The sequence below is a fragment of the Dictyobacter alpinus genome, from assembly GCF_003967575.1.
GTDB lineage: Bacteria > Chloroflexota > Ktedonobacteria > Ktedonobacterales > Ktedonobacteraceae > Dictyobacter > Dictyobacter alpinus.
In genome coordinates this window covers 291553-313996 of sequence record NZ_BIFT01000001.1, presented here as the reverse complement: position 1 = coordinate 313996, position 22444 = coordinate 291553, and the positions used below count along the sequence as shown (strand labels likewise).

The window sequence follows — 22444 nt, the reverse complement described above, 5'->3', positions numbered from 1 at the left end:
CTGGTGAGACATGTTCCGATGAAAAAATAGTTAGACTCATTATAGTGTCCAATGGTCGAGAATGTCTACCCTCATGTTTTACGTCTGAAGGGGGCCACAAATTCATAACAGTATGTGAGACTCCTACCCTCATTGGGAACGTGCAGCCAGCCACACTCGGGTGCTAAAGCACCCATGCTTCTTTTAAATGTGATGTGCGATTGTGCACTTTGTGCACAATCGCACATCACATTTAAAACTGTTTGCACGCCAAAGACGCACAAAATCAGGCGTGAAGTCGCGAAGGGAATGTCCTGCGCCTCCCTGTTTATAACGCCTTTTTTGCGAAAGATTATCAGGCATTAACTAAACCTGAATAGTGACAAATAACTAGTGATTGCTTTTCAAAGGCATCAAACATTATAATGGTGTTGTGATTTATATTATACTGGAGTATCGATGAAGCCTACAGCGTCAATGCAGACAACTATGTGGAGGCATTAGTACAAAAATGACAATTAATCTTCGAGCTACACAGACAGAGACACCAGCAGGGTCGCTGGATGTTGTTGCTCTCTACCGCACCATGGTTACCGCCAGAGTCACGAACGATTTGCTAAAAACTCGTAAGACTCAGGGACGTTTCCCTTTTTATATTGGTTGTGCCGGCCATGAAGTAATGGCCGCGGTAGTTGCAGCACTGGATGAGAATGATTGGCTCGCGCTATATTATCGTGATTTAGCCGCCTGGTTACAACGAACTGGAGATATCCATGGACCCATTCAAGAGGCCTATTCACGTATAACCGGGCCGATGAATGCTGGCCGTAATATGCCATCTCATTATGCCAGTAAAGAATACAAAATTCTTCCGTCTGTCAGTGAGGTTGCTGGTCTGGCCCCGTTTGCAGGTGGTGTTGGTTTCTCGCTTAAGCAAGAGAAGAGCACTACATTAATTTTATGCTCCATGGGTGATGGTGGAGCAGCTACAAATGATTTTTCTGTGTTGTTTCGGCAAGCAGGCATTCATCGTCTCCCTATTTTAATCGTTGTTGAGGATAACGGTTGGGCTATCACCCAGCCTGGTGGCAATCAATGGTCCGGTTCGCTCGTAGATTGGTCCAATGCGGGCAATGTCTACGCTGAAGAGGTGGATGGCTCTGATGTCATGGCAACGTATGAGACGACCTGCCGTCTGGTAGAGCATATTCGCTCGGGTCAGGGACCTGCTTTGCTGCATTTACGCCTGGGACTTTTAGATGCCCATTCCAGCAGTACTGACATTCGATCCTATCGCACGAAAGAAGAGATTGCGCAGACTGCAGCCACCAAAGATGCCGTGAAGAACTTTGGCCTCTGGCTTGTTGAGAAAAATCTCCTGCAAGAAGGCGATATTGAACGCATACGCAAGGAGATTCGTGCGCAACTGGAGAAGGTTGAGCAAGAAGTGCTCACCGAGCCTGAGCCAACTGCGGATCGTGTGTTAGAGCATGTGCTGAGTGTTCCTGAGTGGCGCGAGAATACGCCGCGTGGAACGCGCCGTACACTAACCATGCTGGGAGCGATCAATGAAGCTCTGGTCGAGCTGGCGCAACGAGATCCAGGCTTCTTTGTCTATGGACAGGATGTGGGAAGCCCCAAAGGTGGCGTCTTTGGCGCAACCGCTTCCCTGGTGTCGCAACTGCCAGGACGAGCTATCAGTAGTCCTCTCAATGAACAGATGATCATTGGTATCGTGGCAGGTGCAGGTTTACGTGATGGTAAGGCGCGCTGTGCCGAGATCCAGTTTGTGGATTATCACCAATCAGCCACGCAGTCAATCAGGCTGGCAGCACGTTTCTTTTATCAGACCAATGGTAAATGGAATGATCCGCTGCTGATTCGCACGAAATCTGGTAGTGGCGGTGGTGGTCCTATCTCAAGTAGTTCTGTTGGTGGTGGTGCCTATGGGCATTCAAATACAGGTGAGCAATGGTTTACAACCATCCCGGGTATGATTACCATCTGTCCCGCTTCGCCTTTTGATGCTAAAGGCCTGTTATTAGAGGCTGCCCGTGCCCAATCGCCAGTCACCTTCCTGGAGCGCGGACGGTTGTATCGTTCCGAGCCTCCCAAGGATGCCCAGGGAAAAATTATTCCTGAAATGGCTGAATACTGGAATGTGCCTGAAGGCTACTACACGTTGCCGATCGGTAAAGCACGGCGTTTACGCCTGGGTACCGGACCGGTTAGCCTGGCGATAATCGCCTGGGGAACGATGGTATTGGAAGCCTGTTCTGCAGCCGTCAATGTCATCAATCGTACCGGAATCTCGATTGAGGTGGTGGATTTACGTACCCTGGCGCCTTTTGACGAAGAAGCTGTTGCTGCCGCCGTTAAAGAGGCAAACCGTGTGATGGTGGTCACAGAAGAGATCGACCTGACCAGCTTTGGACGTCACCTGCACTCCTGGATTGTACAGAACTGTTTCTATGATCTGGATGGTACACCAGTATTCCTCTCGGCTGTACCTGCCCCACCTGCTCCCTATAGTGGAACTGAGGAAGAAGGTTTCTATCCTTCCGCGGTTACTATTGAAGCCCGCATCAACGATTTGTTGGCTGAATAAAGCACGTCAGGTTGCATATAACGAGGGCCGTCTATCTCGCCAGGATAGACGGCCCTCGTTTGTTGTAGGGAAGGCTGTGGATAGATTGTGAGTTGAAAGGTGACCTTTCGCTAATCGAATATGTTTAGCTCGACTGATTGAAAAAACTATGCTACACTGCGTTTATATACATATACGACAAATACGATGTTCTATGTTTGAGGAGGCGCGGAATGGCCACCTGTACAGTCTGTGGAAATACAGTCACCGGTAAAAAATTTTGTCCTCAATGTGGAACCGCTGTAAAGGCGGCTCCAATCACGTCACCATCTTATACGCGACTCTGCCCTCAGTGTCAGGGCGAAGTAAGGTCCGATGCGGCCTTTTGCATGCATTGTGGAACCGCGTTGAATGTACTGCCAGTGCCATCTGTCGAGATGCGCTCGTGTCCAGCCTGTCACACCCAGGTAGACGCGGCAACTGCCTTTTGCACGCAGTGTGGACATGATATGCGTGCGCCAGCCGGACTACAGTGCTCACAATGTGGTCGCCAGAATGCAGCCAATATGCGTTTTTGTGGAGGGTGTGGTACACCTCTCAGCAATCAAGCAGGACTGAATGTGCCAACTCCTGCCTATCAGCAGCAGCCATCTCAGTATGCGCAACCCTACGCTCAGCCACAATATGGTCCGGCTAATTATCAACAGCCGATGGTGGGACAGCAACAGATGGTTTTGCGTTGCCCAACGTGTATGGCGATGGCACCACTTGGTTCAACTAGCTGCACAAGTTGTCGGACGAATCTGGCTGGCGTCGTACCAATGCCTGCCAATATGCCCGTTCAGGGACAGCAGGGTGGAATGGGAGGCTTCTTACAGGGAGATGGAGGCAAATATGCCATAGGGGCCCTCGGTGGAGCTGCGGCTGTGCTGGGTGGTGAGATGTTAATGCGCGGTATAGAAAATCAGATCGAAGATAATATCGGCTTTGGTGGCCGTCATCATCACCGCCATAATGAGGATGAGGGATTGCTAGGAGGTCTGGGCAAACTTGCCGATGATATCGGCTTGATTTAATCGCATTCCTCGTAGATGGGGCATGAAGAAAATTGCCCTATCTACGCCTTTCCACTTTACCCTTTATGCCTATTCACATTGCTTGATTTCAGGTTGGAACTTCCGTCTTTTCTTCCTATTCCTCCTGTCTTCTGTTGCGGCTACCTGCCAAACGGTCTATAATACGGCGAGTAAACTCATTTTTGTATGCAGGAAATCAATAGACAGCTACACTTTTGGAAATTGTATCAGTTATTTTTGATCAGGTACTATAAGGAGATCGGGGCGCTCGTTCCACGTATGAATGAGGCTCTGTGCCCAATTATCAAATGAATTACGTGCGAACAACATTACATAACGGATTACGCCTACTGACTACACACATGCCTGGTATGCGTTCTGCAAGTATTGCTTTCTTTTTTAATGTAGGCTCTCGTTATGAGTCGGATGCTGTTTCAGGCGTCTCTCATTTTATTGAGCATATGCTTTTTAAAGGTTCTCGGCAGTATCCGAGTGCAAAGGCAATTTCTGAAGCGATCGAAGGGGTGGGTGGAAACTTTAACGGCAGCACGGGAAAAGAGTTGACAAGCTATACAGCTCGAGTTCCAGGCGAATATCTACCAATAGTTTTACAGACAATGGCTGATATGATCCGTCATCCGCTTTTTGACCCGGCTGAAGTAGAAAAAGAGCGGGGCGTGATTATTGAGGAATTGAATTCCACTCAGGATGATCCTCAGGAGTGGGTCAATCTCTTAGTTGATGAGGCTATGTGGCCAGATTTACCGCTAGGTCGAGATGACGCTGGAACAGTAGAGATAGTGTCGCGCCTCCAACATCAACAAATGTTAGACTATATGGGTACCTACTATCGACCAAATTCTCTGGTGCTTAGTGTGGCCGGAAATATTGATCATGAGCAGGTTATCGAGCAGGTGAAGCGGTTATTTGATGACTGGGAACCCGCAAATCACCCTCATTGGAGTGAATGCTTTCCCCCCCGTGATGTATCTCCTGTGCGTATGATTCAAAAAGATACGGAACAGACAAATATTTGCCTGGCAACGCTTGGAACTGCATACGCATCTCAGGACTATTACCCCTTGCTTCTTATTAATGGTATTCTCGGTGATGGAATGAGCTCGCGCCTGTTTCAATCGATCCGGGAAGATCAGAGTCTGGCATATGATATTGGTAGTTATGTCAATAGTTATTATGAGACAGGGAGTCTGGTGGTAAGCGCAGGTGTTGATCCTGCTCGGACATCAGATACCATTCGTGCGATCATTGCAGAGTTTACTCGATTATGTGAGGAGCCCGTCCCAACAGATGAATTGGAGCGGATCAAAGCCTATGTCAGGGGTGGTATTTTCCTTGGTTTAGAAGGAACGCAGCAAATGGCTTCCTGGTTAGGAAGTCAGGAGTGCCTCTATAACCGCGTGTGGGACGTGGACGAGGTCATTGCAAAGGTGGATGCTGTCACTGTAGAAGATATACAGCGTGTAGCGCGGAACTGCTTTGCTCCTGAATGGCGTCGTCTGGCTATCATTGGCCCGGATTCACCCCATCGGGCAATTCAATTCGAACAGTTGCTCGCAGGTGCGTAGGCGGGAAGAGGAGACCAAGTTTTATGGCACAAATAACGCTTCGGAATTATCTGCAAGAGACGGAAGACGCTATTAGTTCCAAACGCGTCGATGAGGCTCTTGCCAGCTGTCAGTATGTCCTGGCCTTTTTTCCGGAATCACTTGAGGCGCAGCGTCTTCTAGGTGAAGTATATTTGGCTCAAGATAAATTAGAAGATGCGCAGCAATCCTTTGATTGGATACTGACAAATGATCCTGAAAATGTCATTGCCTATTGTAGTCGTGCGCTTGTGAGCGAGCGTATGTCTGATTATGATACAGCTTTAGATTGTTATCAGCAGGCATATGAGCTGAGTCGTGGTAATGGACAGATTCGTCAGGCTTTTAATCACTTAAGCGAGAAGGTGGGCCAACCGGGCTTTATGTTCTCGCGTGCAGGCCTGGCCCGCCTCTATATGCGTGGTGATCTACTGGCTCAAGCATCTCAGGAATGGGATACTGTGCTTGCTATATCTCCTGACCGTTTAGATGCTCGCACTGGTCTGCTTGAGGTCTATTGGAGACAAGGATTATATGATCGTGCAGCGCAGATTGCGGAACAGATTCTGCATGATGTGCCAGGATGCTTAAAAGCATTGCTTATTCTGGCTTTTGTAACAGCCCCTCAGGATATGTTTCGCTCTAAAGAGTTAATTAAGCGTGTTGAGGCTTTGGATCCTGATCTGGTGATGGCCCATGATTTATTCGCGGATCATCTAACACGCTCTCCAAATGATCCTTTCCTGAAGCTGTTGAGAAAATCGCCAGCCACATTAGGTACTGCGGAGCAAGCTACAAAAGTAGCATCATCTCAAAATAGTGGCGTACTCAATCAGCTAAATGCTGCAGGCGCCCCGATTTCAGCAGATGCATTGTCCTCGTGGGGTAGTAATGCTGGTTGGAATAATGATGAGACATTATTAAAATCACGTTCGAACGAGCCAGCAGCAAAAGATAGTAAACCCTCCTGGATGTCCGAGGGACTTACTCCTGGTGATGCTGGGATGGTGAGTAGCACGGATGCGCGTTCTTCGTCCTGGAGTAGTGATTCCTGGCGTGCTGCGGAAAGTGGTTTGAATGAGCCTGCGCAAGGCGTATCTAATGGCACATCGAACCAGTCAGAGCCGTGGCAACTCTTGCAGAATGCCTTGAATAGTATTAGTCCTGATGTTGTGCGTCAGGCATCAGATCCAGGCCTGGCAAATGCTAACCCTACTTCCTGGTCGGGGACAGATAACTTTGTGCTACCCTCTCATGAGCCTGAAAATTCTGTACAAAGTCCTTCCGGTGCTGGTCTGGCTTCAAATGACTCATCTGAACAGTTCAATGATCAATCGTGGTCTTTTGACATTCCAGAACAGACGAAAGACAACAGCGCTACTCCTGACTGGTTGAGCCAGTTGACGAATAATGAGAAGCAGCCTTTGCAGGATCAGTCACCAGTTGAGCAACCAGCTACATTGCCTGATCCCTTTACTATTAGCCCGGTTTCTCAAGCACCCGTGCAACAGCCAATCTCTCAGGTTCCTATTCAACCACCGGTACAGCAGCCAACCTTGCCAGAGCCAGAGAAGCCCGAGCCAGAGGTTATGCCAGACTGGGCACGTATGATGCAGTCTGATGGAGATGGCAATTCTGACGATGCTGATGAGGAGTCTTTCTTTGGTCCCGATTGGTTGAAATCGTTGGGTGCCGCCTCGCTGGATGGCACTGGCGAATTCTTTAAGCTTACCGAGGAATCTGAACCGCTTGCGCAACAAAAGGCAAGTGGAGCATCCTGGGAACAGTCGCAGACAACGCCTGAGCAACCGAAAACCAGCAGTGGTACTGCCTGGGAGCAGTCAGCTCAACCATCAGGAGCGCAACAGAAGGTGGATGATGTGGCCTGGGAGCAGTTGCAGACAACGCCTGAGCAACCAAAAGCCAGTAGTGGTACATCATGGAGTCAGCCGGCTGAGAAATCAGAACAACCGAAGGCCCAGGCTTTTTATGATCCTTCCTGGTTGCTTGAGCCTGCTCCACAGTCAGCGAAAAATAGTGTATCAGCATGGGAACAACCACAGGCTGAAGAAAATGCCACGAACAGTCCTGCTTGGACGCAACCTGGGGATCAGCAGCCGCAGCAAGAACTGACGCCTTCTGTCACCAATCAGGCAGATCAGGAGAATGATCCCTGGCTGGCATGGCAAGCTGCTTATGCACAGCCGCAGCAGAATGTCAGTCCCTCCTGGACTGATCTTCCTCAGCAGCAACAGGAGAGTCAGGATTACTGGTCCTCATCGTCGCAAGCGAATGCTAATGCCGGAAATTCAGAGCAACCTTCCTGGATGCAACAGTTGAGTGAGAGTAGTTCTACATCATCTTCTAATCAGGAATATGATGATTGGGCAGCGTCACTTGCTACGCCGTCTTCTCAGCAGTCAGAGCCAGCCTGGAACGATAATGCGTCGTCAGTTCAGGAGCCGGAGGTTTTAGCCCAGCCTGAACAGCCACAATTCAATCAAGCTTTACCGATAGATGTTCCACCAACTGCTGACGATCCATGGGCAAAGTTGAATCAGCAATTGCAGTCGCAAGCTATTGATTATGATTGGTTAGCGCAACTGGCAGGTAATAATCAGTCTGGCACCGAATCTGTTCAAAATGCGCCCTCTACAGAAGCTGCTATGCCTCAAGCTGATAATCAGCAAGAGAAAGCAGAGCAGAATCTCTTGACCACCCTTGAGGATTTGGAACAGAAATTGTTATCGCGTGGATTTACACCGTTGGAGCCTAATTCTCTGGCAGACATCGCGCAAGCGCAAGAGCAGTCATTTGTTCCTGAGGCTGAAACGAAACAGGCAACCGAATCAGGAGTGGGTCCTGAGCCTTCACTGTCATCTGCCCTGGCCGAATTAGGGAATTTCTTTCCTCATCCGGCGACTCCAACTGGTCAGGCAGCCGAACAGCCACAAAGTCAAGCTACTACATCCAATGCGGAGGAGCAACCAGTCGCTGAGCCTGCATGGTTAGCTGCATTGAGTACTGTTCCAGCGGCGCGCGCAACGGAGGAGCCACAATCGCGAGGAGTTGAAGCTAGCCCTGAACAGCAACCAGTTGTTGAACCTTCATGGCTAGCGGCCCTGAGTCCGGTTCCCTCTGTTCCCGCGACTTCAGATACAGGAAGACAGGCAACCGAATCAGCGATGGCTGAAGGACCTGTTGAACAGCCAGTCGCGCAGGTTCCTATAAAAGGTCCTGAGCCGGAAAATATTCCAGCTGAACTACCTGCGCAGGTAGAGCCAACCTTTAGCGCATCGAATAAAATGGCCGCAGTGCCTCCTCAGGTTCCGGCCGCACGCGCTAATCCCTTGCTTGATAATGAACTAGAGACTACAATGAGACGACCGGCGGTGCGCTTACAGCCAATGCAGCAACGTACCACCGTGGCTCGCGATCCCGGGGTTGCCGCAGTCAATCGCAGTCGTAATGGAGAAAGAGCGAGCCAGCGTCAGGCTGATACTGGTAGCAATGTGAGCCAGCGTGAGCGCCTGCTTAGAGGGTATCAAGCACAACTGATTGGCGATTTTGATAATGCCATGCAAGAGTATCGGATTATTATCAGAAACGCTCCTGAATTGCTGGGAGAGGTCGTCAGTAATGTTCGTGCTCTGTTGAAGTTAGCTCCCAATTATTCAGCCGGCTATCGTGTCCTTGGTGATGCATATATGCGCCAGGGAGAATACTTACAGGCAATGGAAGCATATAATAAAGCGTTGACAATGGCCAAAAAGTCAAAGGGCTAAGAGGGGTAGTGTGATACATACATTATCCATTAAGAGAAGGAGTCATTGAGTGGAAACCATTTTGCAGCGGTTAACAGACCTCGAAGAAGTACATGATGCGATTCTTGTTGGAAAAGATGGTCTGATTGTCTCTGGCATACTACATAGTGAAGACGAGGAAGTTATTGGTGCAATGGCCGCCGCCGCCTTTGGCTCCATTGGCGATTTAACTGCCCAGGTACATAATAGTGAGGCGAGGCACGTGATTGTTGAAACAAAAACTGGTACAATCCAAATGGAAGAAGCAGGTGACCTGATCCTCATTGTAACAACCCAGGGTGCAGGAAATCTTGGACGTGTTCGTGTAGAGATGAAAAAGGCCTGCCGGCAACTTATCCAATTGGTTGCCAGTTATTAAATAGATACAAGGAGTTTTGTAGCGTTATGGAACGTACATTAATTTTGCTTAAACCCGATGCAGTACAGAGAGATCTCGTCGGTGAAATTATTTCTCGCCTTGAGCGCAAAGGCCTCAAGCTTGTTGGTTTGAAGCTGATGAGTCTGTCCAGCGAGTTGCTGGATGAGCACTACAGCCATCTGGTGGGACGCTCTTTCTTTCCAGAGGTGAAATCCTTCATGCAGCGCACACCAGTTGTCGCTATCTGTGTTGAGGGCTACAAGTGTGTGGACGCCGTGCGTTTGCTGGCAGGTGTGACCAATTCTCGCGAGGCTACCCCTGGTACCATTCGTGGTGAGTTTGCTATGAGCGTACAGGCTAACCTGATTCACTGCTCCGACTCACTGGAGACCGCTCTGGTTGAAGTTCCTCGCTTCTTCAAGTCAGAAGAGCTTTTTGAGTACAATGATACCTTGCAGGATTATGTTTATAATTCCAGCGAGCGTTAATCTCATTTATTGAGTAAAGCGGAGAGGCCCGATCAGTTATGCTGATCGGGCCTCTCCGCTTTTTTATGTTTGATCGTGACGTCTACAACCTCTCTCCATAGATGCTGATAGACAAGCCTGATTCATCAATACAAGATCCTCAGAGGCGCAAACACCTGAGGAACCGTGTAGTTCTATTACGACTACCCGGTACTGCGGGTAAAGTGAACACAACAATGTCAGTATCTACTATATGTGAGGATGAAGCTAAATTATTCGTTGTTGGATATATTTTATTTAAGGACCGGGATGGACACATGTGTGTTAGTGGACATTGATCGTGGATGGGTATCGGCGATCCGACATGTGTATATTGTGCCTAGTGTGAGGCCGCCCGAGCCGACGTAACTGGTTCTTTGGCTGTTTCCTGCTGATCCTGCTTTTTACCTTTGGCTAATCTCCAGCAGCAAGATTTGCTACGGAAACATTTTTCCTGCTCCTCTGTCGTCTCAGGAGGAGTGCCTTTAAGACAAAACACCTGATACATTGGTTCACCTGAAACATCGTTACATGGGAACCAACGCTCCCGATAGAACGGACAAGCATTTTTGTGCCTGCGCCAGTTTGAATTTTCTTCTGGATGAGTTTCTATTGTCCCTGACAACCAGGTATCCTTCCTAACTATTTATGACTTGCTATATGTGAAAACGATGTTGCACCTAGTATACCATATTGTGTATTTTCCTGACGCTCATGGGGCGCGTTTTGGTGGCTACACCGTGCGTAGAGGTCGATCTGGAATATCCGCATCTGCCCTCTTTTGTGCGCACAAATTCAAGCTCTATGCTGTCAATTATGCTGCCAAATTTGGAGTTGCAGTTAATTGGTAATGGTGGTTCAATGGAGATGCTGCCTACCTTGAGTAGTTAGTAAAAAATCTGGTGCATCTCTTCTGTGCTGTGATCCTGCAGACAAAGGAAGAAATATGATGTTATAATAGCTGATGAAAAAACTGGAGTAATCCCTTGCTGAAACAGAAGTTTGATAGCGTTCCCTGGACCACACAGCAGACCTTTAATGGTATATTTTTTACGCTGGTCCCATGGATTGCTTTTACGGCACTTACTACTTTCTTGAGTGGTAACACAAATACTATAGATACCTCTGCGCGGCCGCTTGCATCACAGGTAGATATCAGCAATGCCATTGTGACCTTGATTTTCTCATTGGTGGTTTACAGCGGTTTTCTGGTCGCTCCTTTTTATTATGCCAGACGTTCCAGGCAGGCTACTATTCACGACCAACGCTCTGTCTGGGAGTTACTGGGCTTCAGGGGCTTTAATGTTGGACTTACTCTGCTGCTTGTGCTTGCTTTGCTCATCCTGATTATTTTACTTAATCAGATCTATTCATTTCTGATTACGACCTTTCATTTGCATTTACAAACAAATGATCAGCTTGTTCTTCATCGCGCGAAGGTTGCTCCCATTACAACCTATGTCTCACTTTTTACTGCCGTTTGTATCGCGCCTTTTTGTGAGGAGATATTCTTTCGTAGCTTTTCTTTTATGGGACTTAAGAATGGTATGCAGCTGTGGGTGGCTGTAATCATGAGCGCCTTGATTTTTGGCGTTGCCCATGGGGATCCGGCCTCATTTCCCGTGTTGTTTTTCATCGGTGTGGCGCTGGCTTTATTACGGTTATGGACCAGATCTTACTGGCCAGGCTTTTTCTTGCACTTCCTCAACAATGGTTTAAGCGCGGTCCTCATCATCCTGGCTCTCAACGGGCTTAACAGATAAGTCTTCTACGACCTTTGCTTTGCTGTTTGCTTGCTTTTCTCCTTGTAGGATACGAATAGCGCCCAACAGCAAGCAAAGGAAAAACACCTGTAAGAAGAAGACGTTTTGTTCAGTGTTGAGGCTACCTGATCTGATCAGGAAAAAAAGAATGATTGGTGCCAGGCCAAAGAGGAAGGTTGGTCCAGGCTGATCGCGCCAGCAGGAAGGGCGTAACCACCAGACGGCCACACTTAGATAAAGGGCTAAAGAGATAATTTTTCCTTCAATGAAGAGTAATGAACTTTCATGGGCCGGCACTTTAAGATAACTATAAGCGAGATATGCGCAGAATACCAGTAGTAAGGACCATAGCAGGATTGCGTCCCAGAGTTTAAGACGGATGCGCGCTATTGAGAGGCAGAGTACGCTGGCCAGCAACACACTATTTGCTGTAGCACGCATTTGAATTATAATTGCGTCCTGTGCGCTGCTACCATGTCTACTCAGCCAGAACTGGCCAAGCATGCAGAGTGCCCACACACATCCGAAGATTGCCCCACCGCGGGTCCACCATGAGCGTGCATAAAGAAGGACTACCAGCCAGGCAGCCATGAGAATGACGCTATAAGCCATGCCTATCTGCTCTACTGAGTAGATGCCGCTATTGAGCCAGATATGGGTTACCAGACTGGCAATGCCAAGTCCCAGGCCGAGTAACGCGGCAAAAAACAGTAGAAATGGTGGCGTCCAGATCAAGCTGGTTGAACGAGTATCCGATTGTGCTGAATAACGTAAATTTGTATCTGTCACAAAAAAGCTGCCTTTATAAAAAATTTTTGATACCTACTTTTGTAACGGACAAAGCAGCCTGCAAGGCACATATCTAGTCAGAGATACCAAGCTTTTTTCGTTCGATGAAGTTATGATGGAGCTGATATGAGACGAAAGCCTTTCACTCTACTATAAAAGTGAAAGGCTTTCGTCTCATATGCTGATGTTTGCTGGACATGTTGTGTGTAAAAGAGGCAGCTATATCAGGTTATCTTTATTGAGGTTGGCTCCTCCAACCATATCGAAGGCTTGTTTGCGCAACGATTGAATACCTTCACTGAAGCGGACTGGATAAGGACTTTCAACCGTCAACTGGCGATAATGTTCTGGTAGCAAGTTAAGGTTGTATTGGGCTAGTTCACGGATTTCTGAAAGGGGAGGCAGGCTACCAGGGACGACGTCGCCATTGCGCATGATAGGCTTGAGGAGGCGGTGATAGCTATCTGGTCGTGGTTCATGGGCCAGTTGGATTACATCCTCCTCCCAATTTGGATGCCGATAGATCTCTTTCTTTCCTGGCCATGTGCTTTTTGCACCGGCTATTTTTATTTTGGGATACTCGGTACCTAGTTCGTCAACATACCAGGCTTCTTTATAGACAGTTCCCAACGAGCCACCCTCAACCTGACGTTCGACCGATCCGGCCCCACTGCCCAGCGCCGTCCCAACTCCAAAGGAATCAATAGCTGCGCCAGCTTGCAAGATTTCCTGAATCTTCCATTCATCCAGGTCGCCACTGGCCAGAATGCGTACACTGTGAAGTCCTGCTTTATCCAATTGTTCACGCACATAAATAGTATCAGCTACCAGGTCTCCACTATCCAGCCGTACGGCCGCCAGGGTGTGACCAAGGGTTTCTTGTGAACGTAGTCCAACCTCAATGGCCGTAAGAATTGCTCGTCGTACATCATAAGTGTCTAACAAGAGCGTATAGCGATTATATGCTTCTGCGATCGCCTCAAAAGCTTCTAGCTCCGTCGGATACATCTCAATCAATGCGTGTGGTACAGTGCCAGTGGCAGGCAGACGATATTCATAGGCGGCATTGAGGAGGGAGGTGCTTGAGCAACCACCTATATAGGCCGCTCTGGCGACAGTCATTGGTTCTTGCGCACGGCGAAAGGCAAATTCAGCAATACGCCGAGGGTGCCCTTGTTCGGCTGCATAGACGATGCGTGAAGCCTTGGTTGCGATTAATGTTGAGAGTCCAACTGCCTGTAGCAGACCTGCTTCCAGTAGTAGAGCCTCACGGAACGGAGCGGTCACGCGCAAAATTGGTTCATGGGGAAAGGCAATGCTACCTTCGGGCATCGCCAGAATATCGCCGGTAAAACGCAGCCCTGCCAGTTCATCCAGGAATGCGGTATCATAATCCCGAATGTGAGCCAGAAATTTCAATTCATCATCTGTATAGCGGAAAGATTGGGCAAACTCAATCGCCGCCTCAATGCCCGCTACCAGCAGATAAGCGCCCCCAAAAGGAGCTTTTCTCGTGTAGAGATCAAAGGTGGTCATGCCATTCTGACCGCTACGCCATGAGACGTATGCTGAGTCCGGGTGATACATATCGGTCATTAATCCCGGGTGTAAACTAGGGGTACGACGATTCATAAACATCTCCCTTTCTTCCGCTAGCGCCAATTGACTTAGTGTATTTTTTACAATATCTATACAGGTGATATTATTGTATCATACTAGCGCAAGTAGATTTCTTTCCCGAATAACTGTTTTCAAAGGAGGCATGATTGAGTTTTTTTTATACTCAGCCTACCCTTTTAATTGATGGCTGACGTCTTTATAATGCTCTTATAGATGATACGATCGGGAATTGCTACAGGCTTACGGGCCGTGCTGATATTTCTCTGCTAGGCAGGTGGGGAGCGATCATTAGTGTAGTCATGATGGAACATATTTTCAGCATACATGCATGTTTTATATAAAGGAGTCTTCATGAATATTACCGTAATTGGTAGCGGTTTTGGTGGCCTGACAGCAGCGATACGCTTGCAGGCTCAGGGTCATCAGGTAACCGTGATTGAGAAACGAGACAAGCCAGGTGGACGAGCCTATGTATATGAGCAAGATGGTTTTACCTTTGACGGGGGACCAACAATTATTACAGCCCCATGGTTAATCCATGATTTATTTGCCCTGTGCGGAAAAAAGACCGAGGATTACGTTAATATCATCCCAATTGATCCATTTTATAACATTCGTTTTGAAGATGGTTCTATTTTTCGTTATAATGCCGATCGCGAAAATCTCTTACGACAGATTCGTGAATTCAATTCAGCAGACGAAGAAGGTTATTTACGCTTTGCGCATGCAGGCGAAAAGATCTTCAAGACTGGCTTTGAATTAATCGATCAGCCATTTACCACATTTGGATCAATGGCAAAAGTACTGCCTGATCTGGTGCGCTTACAAGCGCAAAAATCCGTGGCAGCCTTTGTGAATCAATATATTAAGGACGAACGTCTGCGCCAGGTTTTCAGCTTCCATCCGCTCTTAATTGGAGGCAATCCTTTTCAGAGTACTTCGATCTATGCATTAATTCATACATTGGAGCAGCGTTTTGGGGTCTGGTTTGCTATGGGAGGGACAGGTGCGCTTGTTCGTGCCCTGGTTAAGCTGTTTGAGGATATGGGAGGGCAACTCCATCTCAATACTGAAGCGTCCGAGATTGTGATCAATGAGCAGAATAAGCAGGCTGAAGGCGTTCGTACCAGCGATGGACAATTCTTTCCAGCCCAGATCGTTGTCAGTAATGCGGATGTTGCCTTTACCTACATGAATCTGGTACAGGCCAGATATCGTCAGAAAAATACTGATCGTAAATTGCAAAACATGCAATATTCGATGTCGCTCTTCGTACTGTATTTTGGTACTGATCGCAAATATGAAAATATGGCCCACCACGAAATTTTGATGGGGCCACGCTATCGAGGCTTGCTAGATGATATCTTTAAACATAAGGTATTATCCAAAGATTTTTCTTTATACCTCCATCGTCCAACTGCGACGGATCCTTCTTTAGCCCCTGAAGGTCATGATGCCTGGTATGTGCTTTCTCCTGTTCCTCATCTGGGTGGAAATACCGATTGGACCACGATGGCGAAACCGTATCGAGACTCGATCGTCCAATATCTGGAAGAACACTACATGCCGGATCTCTCCAAACATATCGTTACTGAGCATGCTATTGATCCACTTCACTTCCGGGATACCCTTAATAGTTATCTGGGTAGTGCTTTCTCAGTCGAGCCGATCCTGACACAGTCCGCATGGTTCCGCCCACATAACGTTAGCGAAGATATTTCCAATCTTTACTTTGCTGGAGCCGGAACTCATCCCGGAGCGGGTTTACCTGGAGTCATGAGTTCAGGTAAAATAGTAGCAGATATGATTGGAGTTAATCCTTCTCAGAAAGAGATGCAGACTATGACATCGGCGGGAACTGGTAACTAGGATGTGCTATAGATAAGCCAGGCTACTATTTGTGCAGTGAAGAGCTGGAACACAGATGGAATGTATGTTGTTCCTTTTCTTCGCCGCACCTCCCTGTGTTTGGTCGGCACTTGTACTGTAATCGGTGATCCAGCTTGATCATTACCTGGAAGGAGACAACTGCTATGGCTGGGCAGCATCGATGGGCCATCGGGCTCGCAACGAGTACAGCAAGCATCCTAGGGCTTACTGTAGCTAGTGGATTGGCACTTGTAGCGCATTTCTTTGTTAATGAATTTTCTCGTCCACATATCCCTTTGCCTGAGGGCGCCTTTGAATGGGGTATACCACCATGTCCACCTGAAGAACCTCCACTACAAGCACAGCGTTCCTTATTGTTTAATGCCTCTGACGGTACGTTGTTATGTGGAGATTTCTGGGCTCAGCCGGTTCAGGCGCCAACCGTGATTTTATGCCATGGATATCGCATTTCTCGCTCGTATCTGCGTCCAGTTGCCCAACTGGAATATGCACGTGGATATAATGTCCTTTTCTTTGACTTTCGGGGACATGGCGATAGCGAGAGTGTGATGACTACCGCTGGTAATGCTGAAGTACGCGATATGGAGGCCGCCATTTATGTGGCAGGGCACCAACCGGAGACCATGCCAGGAAAAATCATTATTCATGGCTTTTCAATGGGAGCGGCCGTCGCACTATTGACTACTCCCCATCCGGATGTAGTAGCTATTATTGCTGATAGTCCTTATGCACGCTCAGATGATATTCTGCGTCGTCTGGTTGCCTTTCGTCTGGTTGATGAATGGATGCTGCGCTACCCACTGCGGCCGTTGCCGCAATCGTTAGTGACGATATTGTCCTGGAGTATTGTTGCCATGAGCCGTATCGTCTTTCGACTACGTTTTGGTTTTACGGTCGTTGCGCGTCCTGATAGCAGTTTTAAACGCTGGAAACAACGCTCAAAAAAAATCTTACAATACCATCCTATTCCTATCCTCTTAATTCATTCCTCGGGTGATAATCTCATTCCTATTGAGCATGCTCACCAGATTAAAGCTGAAGCCGCTGCCTATGGGGCTCCTCTAGAGACCTACTTTGTTGACGCAAATATCCACTGTGGTGCTTATGGCTGGAATCCCCTGCAGTATGATCTTGTTATTCAAACATTCCTCGCCAAACACCTGAAAGATTTTCTGCCAGAAGGTCATCGTCTGGTAGGATAACGCTGTTACTAGAGCGGGAGGAACCATAAGTGGTTCCTCCCCATCTCAAAATGAACCATAGTACTGCTGCCTCTTTTATTTTATCATCCCGTCAGGCCACAAAAGCCTTTGAATTATACAGATTCATGGTGAAATAAAATAAGGCGTAAAGCCACTTTAACACAGGTTTTGGAATTCAGGCCCTTGAATCTTTCCGAAGTTACGTGCATAATCTATTACAAGCAGCGCTCAATAATGTAGTCGCATTCTATGCACTATCGGCCATGTCGGTTTTTGTTGGTATTAAGGAGATAGGGGTACAATGTTTTCATCGGAAGAGGTTACACAAACAACCGAGGCTTTAGAGAAGCTTCCGCGTACGTTCGACCATCGTAGTGCTTTGAATGAACGTCGTCAACACATCCTACAGCAGAAGCAGCAGGCGGATAAAAATACTGATGCCTTGCCTGCTTTGGGAACTGAGCCTTCAACGAACAGATTTGCTTGGCGTCAGATGGTGATGTTACGCGAGGAAAATCGTCGTCTGCAGGCTAATCTGGATGAGGTACGTAGCGAAGTGCAGCGGCTCAATCAGGAAAAGGCTCAATTGCAAAGTCGCTTTGAGACCGACATTGCCGTTATACACGATGGGCAGCAACAAGAAATCTCTCATTACCAGACCCATTTGTTAGAGCTTATGGATGAACGTAATCATTTAGCGGAGGAGTATGCAGCACTAAACGCTATGCAGCAGGATCTCTTGCAGAGTTTTGAACACACAGTGGCTGAGCAAGTGCAGATTCACATTAGTGAGATCGCGCAGACATTAACGGATACATCTGCTGCGATACCTGAACCTTTACGGCAATTTGTGCAGGCTGTAGAGATGAAGTCGCGTGCTGATGGTGATCGTTATCTGGCTGAGACCATACATTTGAAACGGGAAGTTGAGCGCATGGCGGAAACGCTTGATGAGGAGCGGCGACTGCTGGATGAAGAGCGACAGCGGGTAGTTGCATTGCAATTCAGTATCTCAGAGCAATCGCACCTACGCCAGAAGGTCATGAGCCAGCGACTCCGTGCGCGTTGGAAAGCCATCGCTATCTTTACCACCTGTGGCTTACTGACCCTGCTAGTCGTGCTACAGTTTGTCTGTCTGGCCCTTTTACATGTACCGCTGGTGGCATCAATCACTTTGTCTCTTCTGCTACCAATTATTTTGGGTGGTTTACTGGCGCTTCTACTGGCCAGTCCGCCGTTACAATTTTTAAAGCATGCCTATCATAGCGCTCCACGACGCAAGAAAATTGCCACATCGTGATGTTATTTGTATGAGGTCTATGAGGGCATCATTTGAAGGATGATGCCCTCATCTTTTCGGGTTCTTATTTTTTTAGACGTAAAATAGTCTGGATCAGTCGGCGATTGTTGGTGGCGGCCTTACTCTGTAAATATGTTGCATAGGCGGCTTGCTGTAGGCCAGTGCTATAGGTTGGATAGGGATGGATTGTATTATAGATAGCATTGATGGGGAGATGTTGTTTCATCGCCAGGGCCAGTTCGCCGAGTAATTCACCTGCGTGTGCGCCAACAAGATGTGCACCAACAATCTCCTGTTTACGACCGGCCATGACAAGCTTGATCAAGCCAGCAAGCTCATTTTCGGTCTGGGCTCGATCTATTTCATACCAGGGATAATTGATAGTTTGCACCTTCTTATAGTGTTGTCTGGCTTCGCTTTCTGTCATGCCAATGTGGCCAACTTCAGGATCAGTAAATGTACACCATGGAATAACGCGATAATCTACTTTCCGTTTGCCAACTGGTAACAAGGCATTACGAACCGCGATGCCAGCCTGATATGCCGCGACGTGAGTAAAATAATAGCCACCCAATACATCTCCGAGTGCCAGTATGTTTGGTGTCGAGGTTTGTAAATAGTCATTGACTTGAATGCCATGTGGCTTATAAGCTACGCCCGCGGCCTCAAGATTGAGATTAGCTAGATCAGGTTGTCGACCCGTTGCAATAAGAATATCATCAGCTTCAATCTCCAGGGAGTGCTCTCCCTGGTTATATATAACGACCTTTTTCTGTCCCGCCTGTTTGACTTCTCTCATCTGGATGTTTGTGTGGATAGTGAGGCCTTCGGCGCGTAAGAGGTTGATCAGACTTTCGGATACCTCTATTTCTTCGCGAGGAAGAATGCGTGCAGCGCGTTGAAGGATCGTCACCCGCGTCCCTAATCTATGTAATGCCTGTCCAAGCTCGACTCCGATTGGTCCACCGCCAATAATGATCAGTGACGCTGGCAACCGCTGCAGATCGAAAACCGCTTCATTGGTAAAATAATTGATTTTCTCCAGACCTGGGATGGCTGGAATAGCCGGTCGTGAGCCAGTGGCAATCAAGGTTTGGCGAGTGGTAATCTGCTGCCCATTCAAATTAAGAACCGTTGGTGCTTCAAAGGTGACTTCGCCAAATTTCACATCGACGCCGACCGTATACGACTTTTCATTGATTGAGACCTGCTTGATTACCTCCTGAATATAGCGACCGATTCTCTCCATATCTATCTGTCCGCTATCTCCGATAAGAAATCCCGTTTGGACAGCTGTACGTGCCTGGTGAACGAGCCGGGCCACATGAATCAAGCTTTTACTTGGAATACAGCCAGTGAACAAGCAGTCGCCTCCCAGGCACTCCTTATCGATCAGAAGGACACGTGCTCCTAATGAATGACCAATCTGTGCCGCCGTCAGCCCCGCAGAACCTCCACCAATAATTGTCAAATCATATTGTGTACGATCCATAGTAGCTCCTCTTGCTTTTGCTATAATGATATGTTCCTGACAATGGATTGGGTAAGAATGGATGATGTTTTATCTGATTATCCAGCAAATTGTCAGGCTTTTTTGTTGTGAATGAGATAAAGTGTCAAAGTGTTATGCGTGTGCTTCGTATATATCATAGATATGTATGCCTCCCTGATGTCAATCAAGCTTTGTATAACAGGCAGGTATGTATATTGTGGACTATTGTCAGGTATCTTGAGGAGAAATTTTTATGACTCAGCAAACTGAAGTACAACAGACGGTCCCCAAGTTAAAAGATCATAATATCTGGCAGGGAGGACATGAAACTAATCCCTGCGCAATTGTGTTGTTTGGAGCTACAGGTGATCTGGCTCAACGTAAAATATTGCCAACCCTGGCCCATCTTATTCACGATCATCCCCAACCTGAGACGATTTGCATTGTCGCCTTTGCCCGGCGTCCACTTGGTGACGAGGGATGGCGTGCTATGGTGCTTGAGTCGCTTGATAAATATATGGCAGCCGACGATAAATTGGACGATAAAGGCAAACAGGCCTTCGCTCAGCGCCTCTTCTATTGTCAATCTAATTTTGACGAGGACGCAGGCTATCAGCGTTTAGGCCAGTTGTTAGATACTCTGGATAAAGAACAACATACTGGTGGCAACCGTCTGTTTTATCTGGCCACCCCGCCTGATACCGATGCGGAAATTATTGAGCACCTGGGTAAAGCTGGATTGGCCCAACCTCCTAAGCAAAATGGCAACGGCAAGAAATCCTGGGTCCGTATCATCACAGAAAAGCCTTTTGGTCATGATCTAGCATCAGCTCGTAGTCTCAATGCGCAGATTGGCAAGGTTTTTCACGAAGATCAAATCTTCCGGATTGATCACTATATGGGCAAAGAGACCGTCCAGAATATTGTTGCTTTCCGGTTTGCCAATAGTATTATGGAGCCGCTCTGGAATCAGAAATATATCGATCATATTCAGATTACCGTTGCTGAGAGCCTGGGTATTGAGAATCGGGCTGAGTATTATGAGACTTCAGGCGCGATCAAGGATATTGTGCAGAATCATGTGATGCAAATACTCTCCTTGATTGCCATGGAAGCGCCAGCCGATTTTTCAGCCAATGATATTCGCGATGAGAAAGTCAAAGTTCTGCGTGCCATTTGTGCTCTGACTCCAGAACAGGTGCAAGAACGTACGGTTCGTGGACAATATGTGGCAGGGGAGCAGGATGGCAAGCATGTGGTGGGGTATAAAGAAGAGAAAGGTGTTAGCCCACAATCAACCACCGAAACCTATGTTGCTTTAAAATTATTCATTGAAAACTGGCGCTGGGCTGATGTACCTGTCTATATTCGTACTGGTAAACATCTCCCTAAACGCTCCACTGAAGTTATGGTCCAGTTTAAGCGTGTACCCCATCAACTTTATAAGCCAGAACAGATGAAGGATCTGCAACCAAATCGGCTGATTTTGCGTATTCAACCAGATGAAGGAATTGATCTTAAAATTGGAGCGAAGGTACCTGGAGCCGCCAACGATCTAGCAACTATAGATCTTAATGCCTCTTATAAGACCGTTTTCGGTATTGAACTGCCAGAGGCGTATGAACGTTTGATTGCTGACTGTATTGTTGGTGATTCTACCCTCTTTATTCGACGTGACGAAATCGAAGAGTCCTGGCGTATCATCGATAGTATCACCGATACCTGGAAGAAAATGGATCCCAATACCGTATATCCATATGCCGCTGGCACCTGGGGTCCTGAAGAAGCAGATAAACTTATTCAGAGGGACGGCCGTGATTGGGTTAACCCCTAGTGTTCTGACTAGCCTCTGATGGTAAAGCAGAATGCTTTAAGCGTTAGAACCTTTGTGAAAGAGGGAGCTGGACATAACTCCGGATCCCTTTTTTTTCTGCGCGGCAAGTAAAGGTATTTTCCGGGCAAACAGAAAAGCCACCAATTAATATGGTGGCTTTTTTGTTTGGTTTAGCTTAAGTAGTTTTATTGATAATGGGGGAAGACTACTTTTTATTTGTTTGGATCCAGGGCGTTGTCGATCTTTCTTTCGGTATGACCAACAGTATTCTGGGTCTTACCCTCAACCTGTTTAGCATCGCCTCGGGCCTCGGTTTTGGGATTATCTGTAGCTTTACCGACGGCGCTCTGAACCTTACCGGCAGCTTCTTTCAGTTTGCCTTTCAGCGTATCTTCGCTACCGTGCTCTCCGAGATCTTTTTTGTGTTCGTGTTCGTTACTCATATGTTCAAATCTCCTTTAAATGAAATTGCGACATATTTGTTCGGTCGGGGTAAGGTTTTTCTCACCCTTCTCATATGATACTCATGAGAGGGACTAAAGGGATACATCTAAACTCTGCTGTAGTGGATCCGGTAATTGTATCAGGGGCATAAACACCGGTGGCGACTGACTTTGTCA

Annotated in this window: 16 protein-coding genes; 12 read left to right on the top strand and 4 right to left on the bottom strand. The window is 47.5% G+C overall.

All coding sequences use genetic code 11. From position 1 onward, the window contains the following. Window positions 1–490: 490 nt before the first annotated feature. The 8 genes from EL633_RS01210 to EL633_RS01180 all read left to right on the top strand — a co-directional run bounded on the left by EL633_RS01210 (window position 491) and on the right by EL633_RS01180 (window position 11697). Entirely contained in the window at window positions 491–2587 is a 2097-nt protein-coding gene (locus EL633_RS01210) for an alpha-ketoacid dehydrogenase subunit alpha/beta (RefSeq protein WP_126625448.1), read from the top strand. A 212-nt stretch (window positions 2588–2799) separates the two neighbouring features. Then, window positions 2800–3642: a zinc ribbon domain-containing protein gene (locus tag EL633_RS01205; protein WP_126625447.1), complete on the top strand. Its 843-nt coding sequence runs from the start codon at window positions 2800–2802 to the stop codon at window positions 3640–3642. A gap of 317 nt (window positions 3643–3959) precedes the next feature. Next, window positions 3960–5228 carry a M16 family metallopeptidase gene (locus EL633_RS01200; RefSeq protein ID WP_161981853.1) on the top strand — a complete coding sequence of 423 codons (1269 nt, stop codon included), beginning with the start codon at window positions 3960–3962 and terminating at the stop codon, window positions 5226–5228. A 23-nt stretch (window positions 5229–5251) separates the two neighbouring features. Next, entirely contained in the window at window positions 5252–9031 is a 3780-nt protein-coding gene (locus EL633_RS01195) for a tetratricopeptide repeat protein (protein WP_161981852.1), read from the top strand. 49 nt (window positions 9032–9080) lie between these two features. Further along, window positions 9081–9428 carry a roadblock/LC7 domain-containing protein gene (locus EL633_RS01190; RefSeq protein ID WP_126625444.1) on the top strand — a complete coding sequence of 116 codons (348 nt, stop codon included), beginning with the start codon at window positions 9081–9083 and terminating at the stop codon, window positions 9426–9428. A 26-nt stretch (window positions 9429–9454) separates the two neighbouring features. Next, a complete protein-coding gene (gene ndk, locus EL633_RS01185) occupies window positions 9455–9916 on the top strand; it encodes a nucleoside-diphosphate kinase (RefSeq protein ID WP_126625443.1) in 462 nt (153 codons plus the stop codon). A 747-nt stretch (window positions 9917–10663) separates the two neighbouring features. After that, window positions 10664–10825, top strand: a complete 162-nt coding sequence (locus tag EL633_RS36420; RefSeq protein ID WP_161981851.1) for a hypothetical protein — start codon at window positions 10664–10666, stop codon at window positions 10823–10825. A 95-nt stretch (window positions 10826–10920) separates the two neighbouring features. Then, complete coding sequence (locus EL633_RS01180) at window positions 10921–11697, top strand: CPBP family intramembrane glutamic endopeptidase (protein ID WP_126625442.1); 777 nt, start codon at window positions 10921–10923, stop codon at window positions 11695–11697. Here the strand turns inward: EL633_RS01180 and EL633_RS01175 are convergent. Both EL633_RS01175 and pncB read right to left on the bottom strand, forming a co-directional pair. After that, on the bottom strand, window positions 11650–12486 hold the full coding sequence (locus tag EL633_RS01175) for a hypothetical protein (protein WP_126625441.1): 837 nt from the start codon (window positions 12484–12486) through the stop codon (window positions 11650–11652). The two genes, EL633_RS01180 and EL633_RS01175, sit on opposite strands and share 48 nt — an antisense overlap. Before the next feature lie 219 nt (window positions 12487–12705). Continuing rightward, entirely contained in the window at window positions 12706–14118 is a 1413-nt protein-coding gene (pncB, locus tag EL633_RS01170) for a nicotinate phosphoribosyltransferase (RefSeq protein ID WP_161981850.1), read from the bottom strand. A gap of 339 nt (window positions 14119–14457) precedes the next feature. Between pncB and EL633_RS01165 the strand changes: the two genes are divergently transcribed. The 3 genes from EL633_RS01165 to EL633_RS01155 all read left to right on the top strand — a co-directional run bounded on the left by EL633_RS01165 (window position 14458) and on the right by EL633_RS01155 (window position 18498). Next, window positions 14458–15975, top strand: a complete 1518-nt coding sequence (locus EL633_RS01165; protein WP_126625439.1) for a phytoene desaturase — start codon at window positions 14458–14460, stop codon at window positions 15973–15975. A gap of 164 nt (window positions 15976–16139) precedes the next feature. Then, the gene (locus EL633_RS01160; RefSeq protein WP_126625438.1) at window positions 16140–17198 is read left to right on the top strand and encodes an alpha/beta hydrolase; all 1059 of its coding nucleotides are present in this window, start codon (window positions 16140–16142) and stop codon (window positions 17196–17198) included. Between the two features lie 301 nt (window positions 17199–17499). Further along, window positions 17500–18498: a hypothetical protein gene (locus EL633_RS01155; RefSeq protein ID WP_126625437.1), complete on the top strand. Its 999-nt coding sequence runs from the start codon at window positions 17500–17502 to the stop codon at window positions 18496–18498. 64 nt (window positions 18499–18562) lie between these two features. Here the strand turns inward: EL633_RS01155 and EL633_RS01150 are convergent, their stop codons facing one another. Further along, entirely contained in the window at window positions 18563–19990 is a 1428-nt protein-coding gene (locus EL633_RS01150) for a dihydrolipoyl dehydrogenase family protein (protein WP_126625436.1), read from the bottom strand. A 253-nt stretch (window positions 19991–20243) separates the two neighbouring features. Between EL633_RS01150 and zwf the strand changes: the two genes are divergently transcribed. Next, the gene (zwf, locus tag EL633_RS01145) at window positions 20244–21824 is read left to right on the top strand and encodes a glucose-6-phosphate dehydrogenase (protein ID WP_126625435.1); all 1581 of its coding nucleotides are present in this window, start codon (window positions 20244–20246) and stop codon (window positions 21822–21824) included. A gap of 212 nt (window positions 21825–22036) precedes the next feature. Here zwf and EL633_RS01140 read toward each other — a convergent pair whose 3' ends face one another. Continuing rightward, window positions 22037–22267 carry a CsbD family protein gene (locus EL633_RS01140; protein WP_126625434.1) on the bottom strand — a complete coding sequence of 77 codons (231 nt, stop codon included), beginning with the start codon at window positions 22265–22267 and terminating at the stop codon, window positions 22037–22039. Between the last annotated feature and the right edge of the window lie 177 nt (window positions 22268–22444).

Bases quoted from the DNA above. Each gene is read 5' to 3' on its own strand.
- EL633_RS01210 (WP_126625448.1), top strand. From the start codon at position 491: ATGACAATTAATCTTCGAGCTACACAGACAGAGACACCAGCAGGGTCG.
- EL633_RS01205 (WP_126625447.1), top strand. From the start codon at position 2,800: ATGGCCACCTGTACAGTCTGTGGAAATACAGTCACCGGTAAAAAATTT.
- EL633_RS01195 (WP_161981852.1), top strand. From the start codon at position 5,252: ATGGCACAAATAACGCTTCGGAATTATCTGCAAGAGACGGAAGACGCT.
- ndk (WP_126625443.1), top strand. From the start codon at position 9,455: ATGGAACGTACATTAATTTTGCTTAAACCCGATGCAGTACAGAGAGAT.
- pncB (WP_161981850.1), bottom strand. From the start codon at position 14,118: ATGAATCGTCGTACCCCTAGTTTACACCCGGGATTAATGACCGATATG.
- EL633_RS01165 (WP_126625439.1), top strand. From the start codon at position 14,458: ATGAATATTACCGTAATTGGTAGCGGTTTTGGTGGCCTGACAGCAGCG.
- EL633_RS01160 (WP_126625438.1), top strand. From the start codon at position 16,140: ATGGCTGGGCAGCATCGATGGGCCATCGGGCTCGCAACGAGTACAGCA.
- EL633_RS01155 (WP_126625437.1), top strand. From the start codon at position 17,500: ATGTTTTCATCGGAAGAGGTTACACAAACAACCGAGGCTTTAGAGAAG.
- EL633_RS01150 (WP_126625436.1), bottom strand. From the start codon at position 19,990: ATGGATCGTACACAATATGATTTGACAATTATTGGTGGAGGTTCTGCG.
- zwf (WP_126625435.1), top strand. From the start codon at position 20,244: ATGACTCAGCAAACTGAAGTACAACAGACGGTCCCCAAGTTAAAAGAT.
- EL633_RS01140 (WP_126625434.1), bottom strand. From the start codon at position 22,267: ATGAGTAACGAACACGAACACAAAAAAGATCTCGGAGAGCACGGTAGC.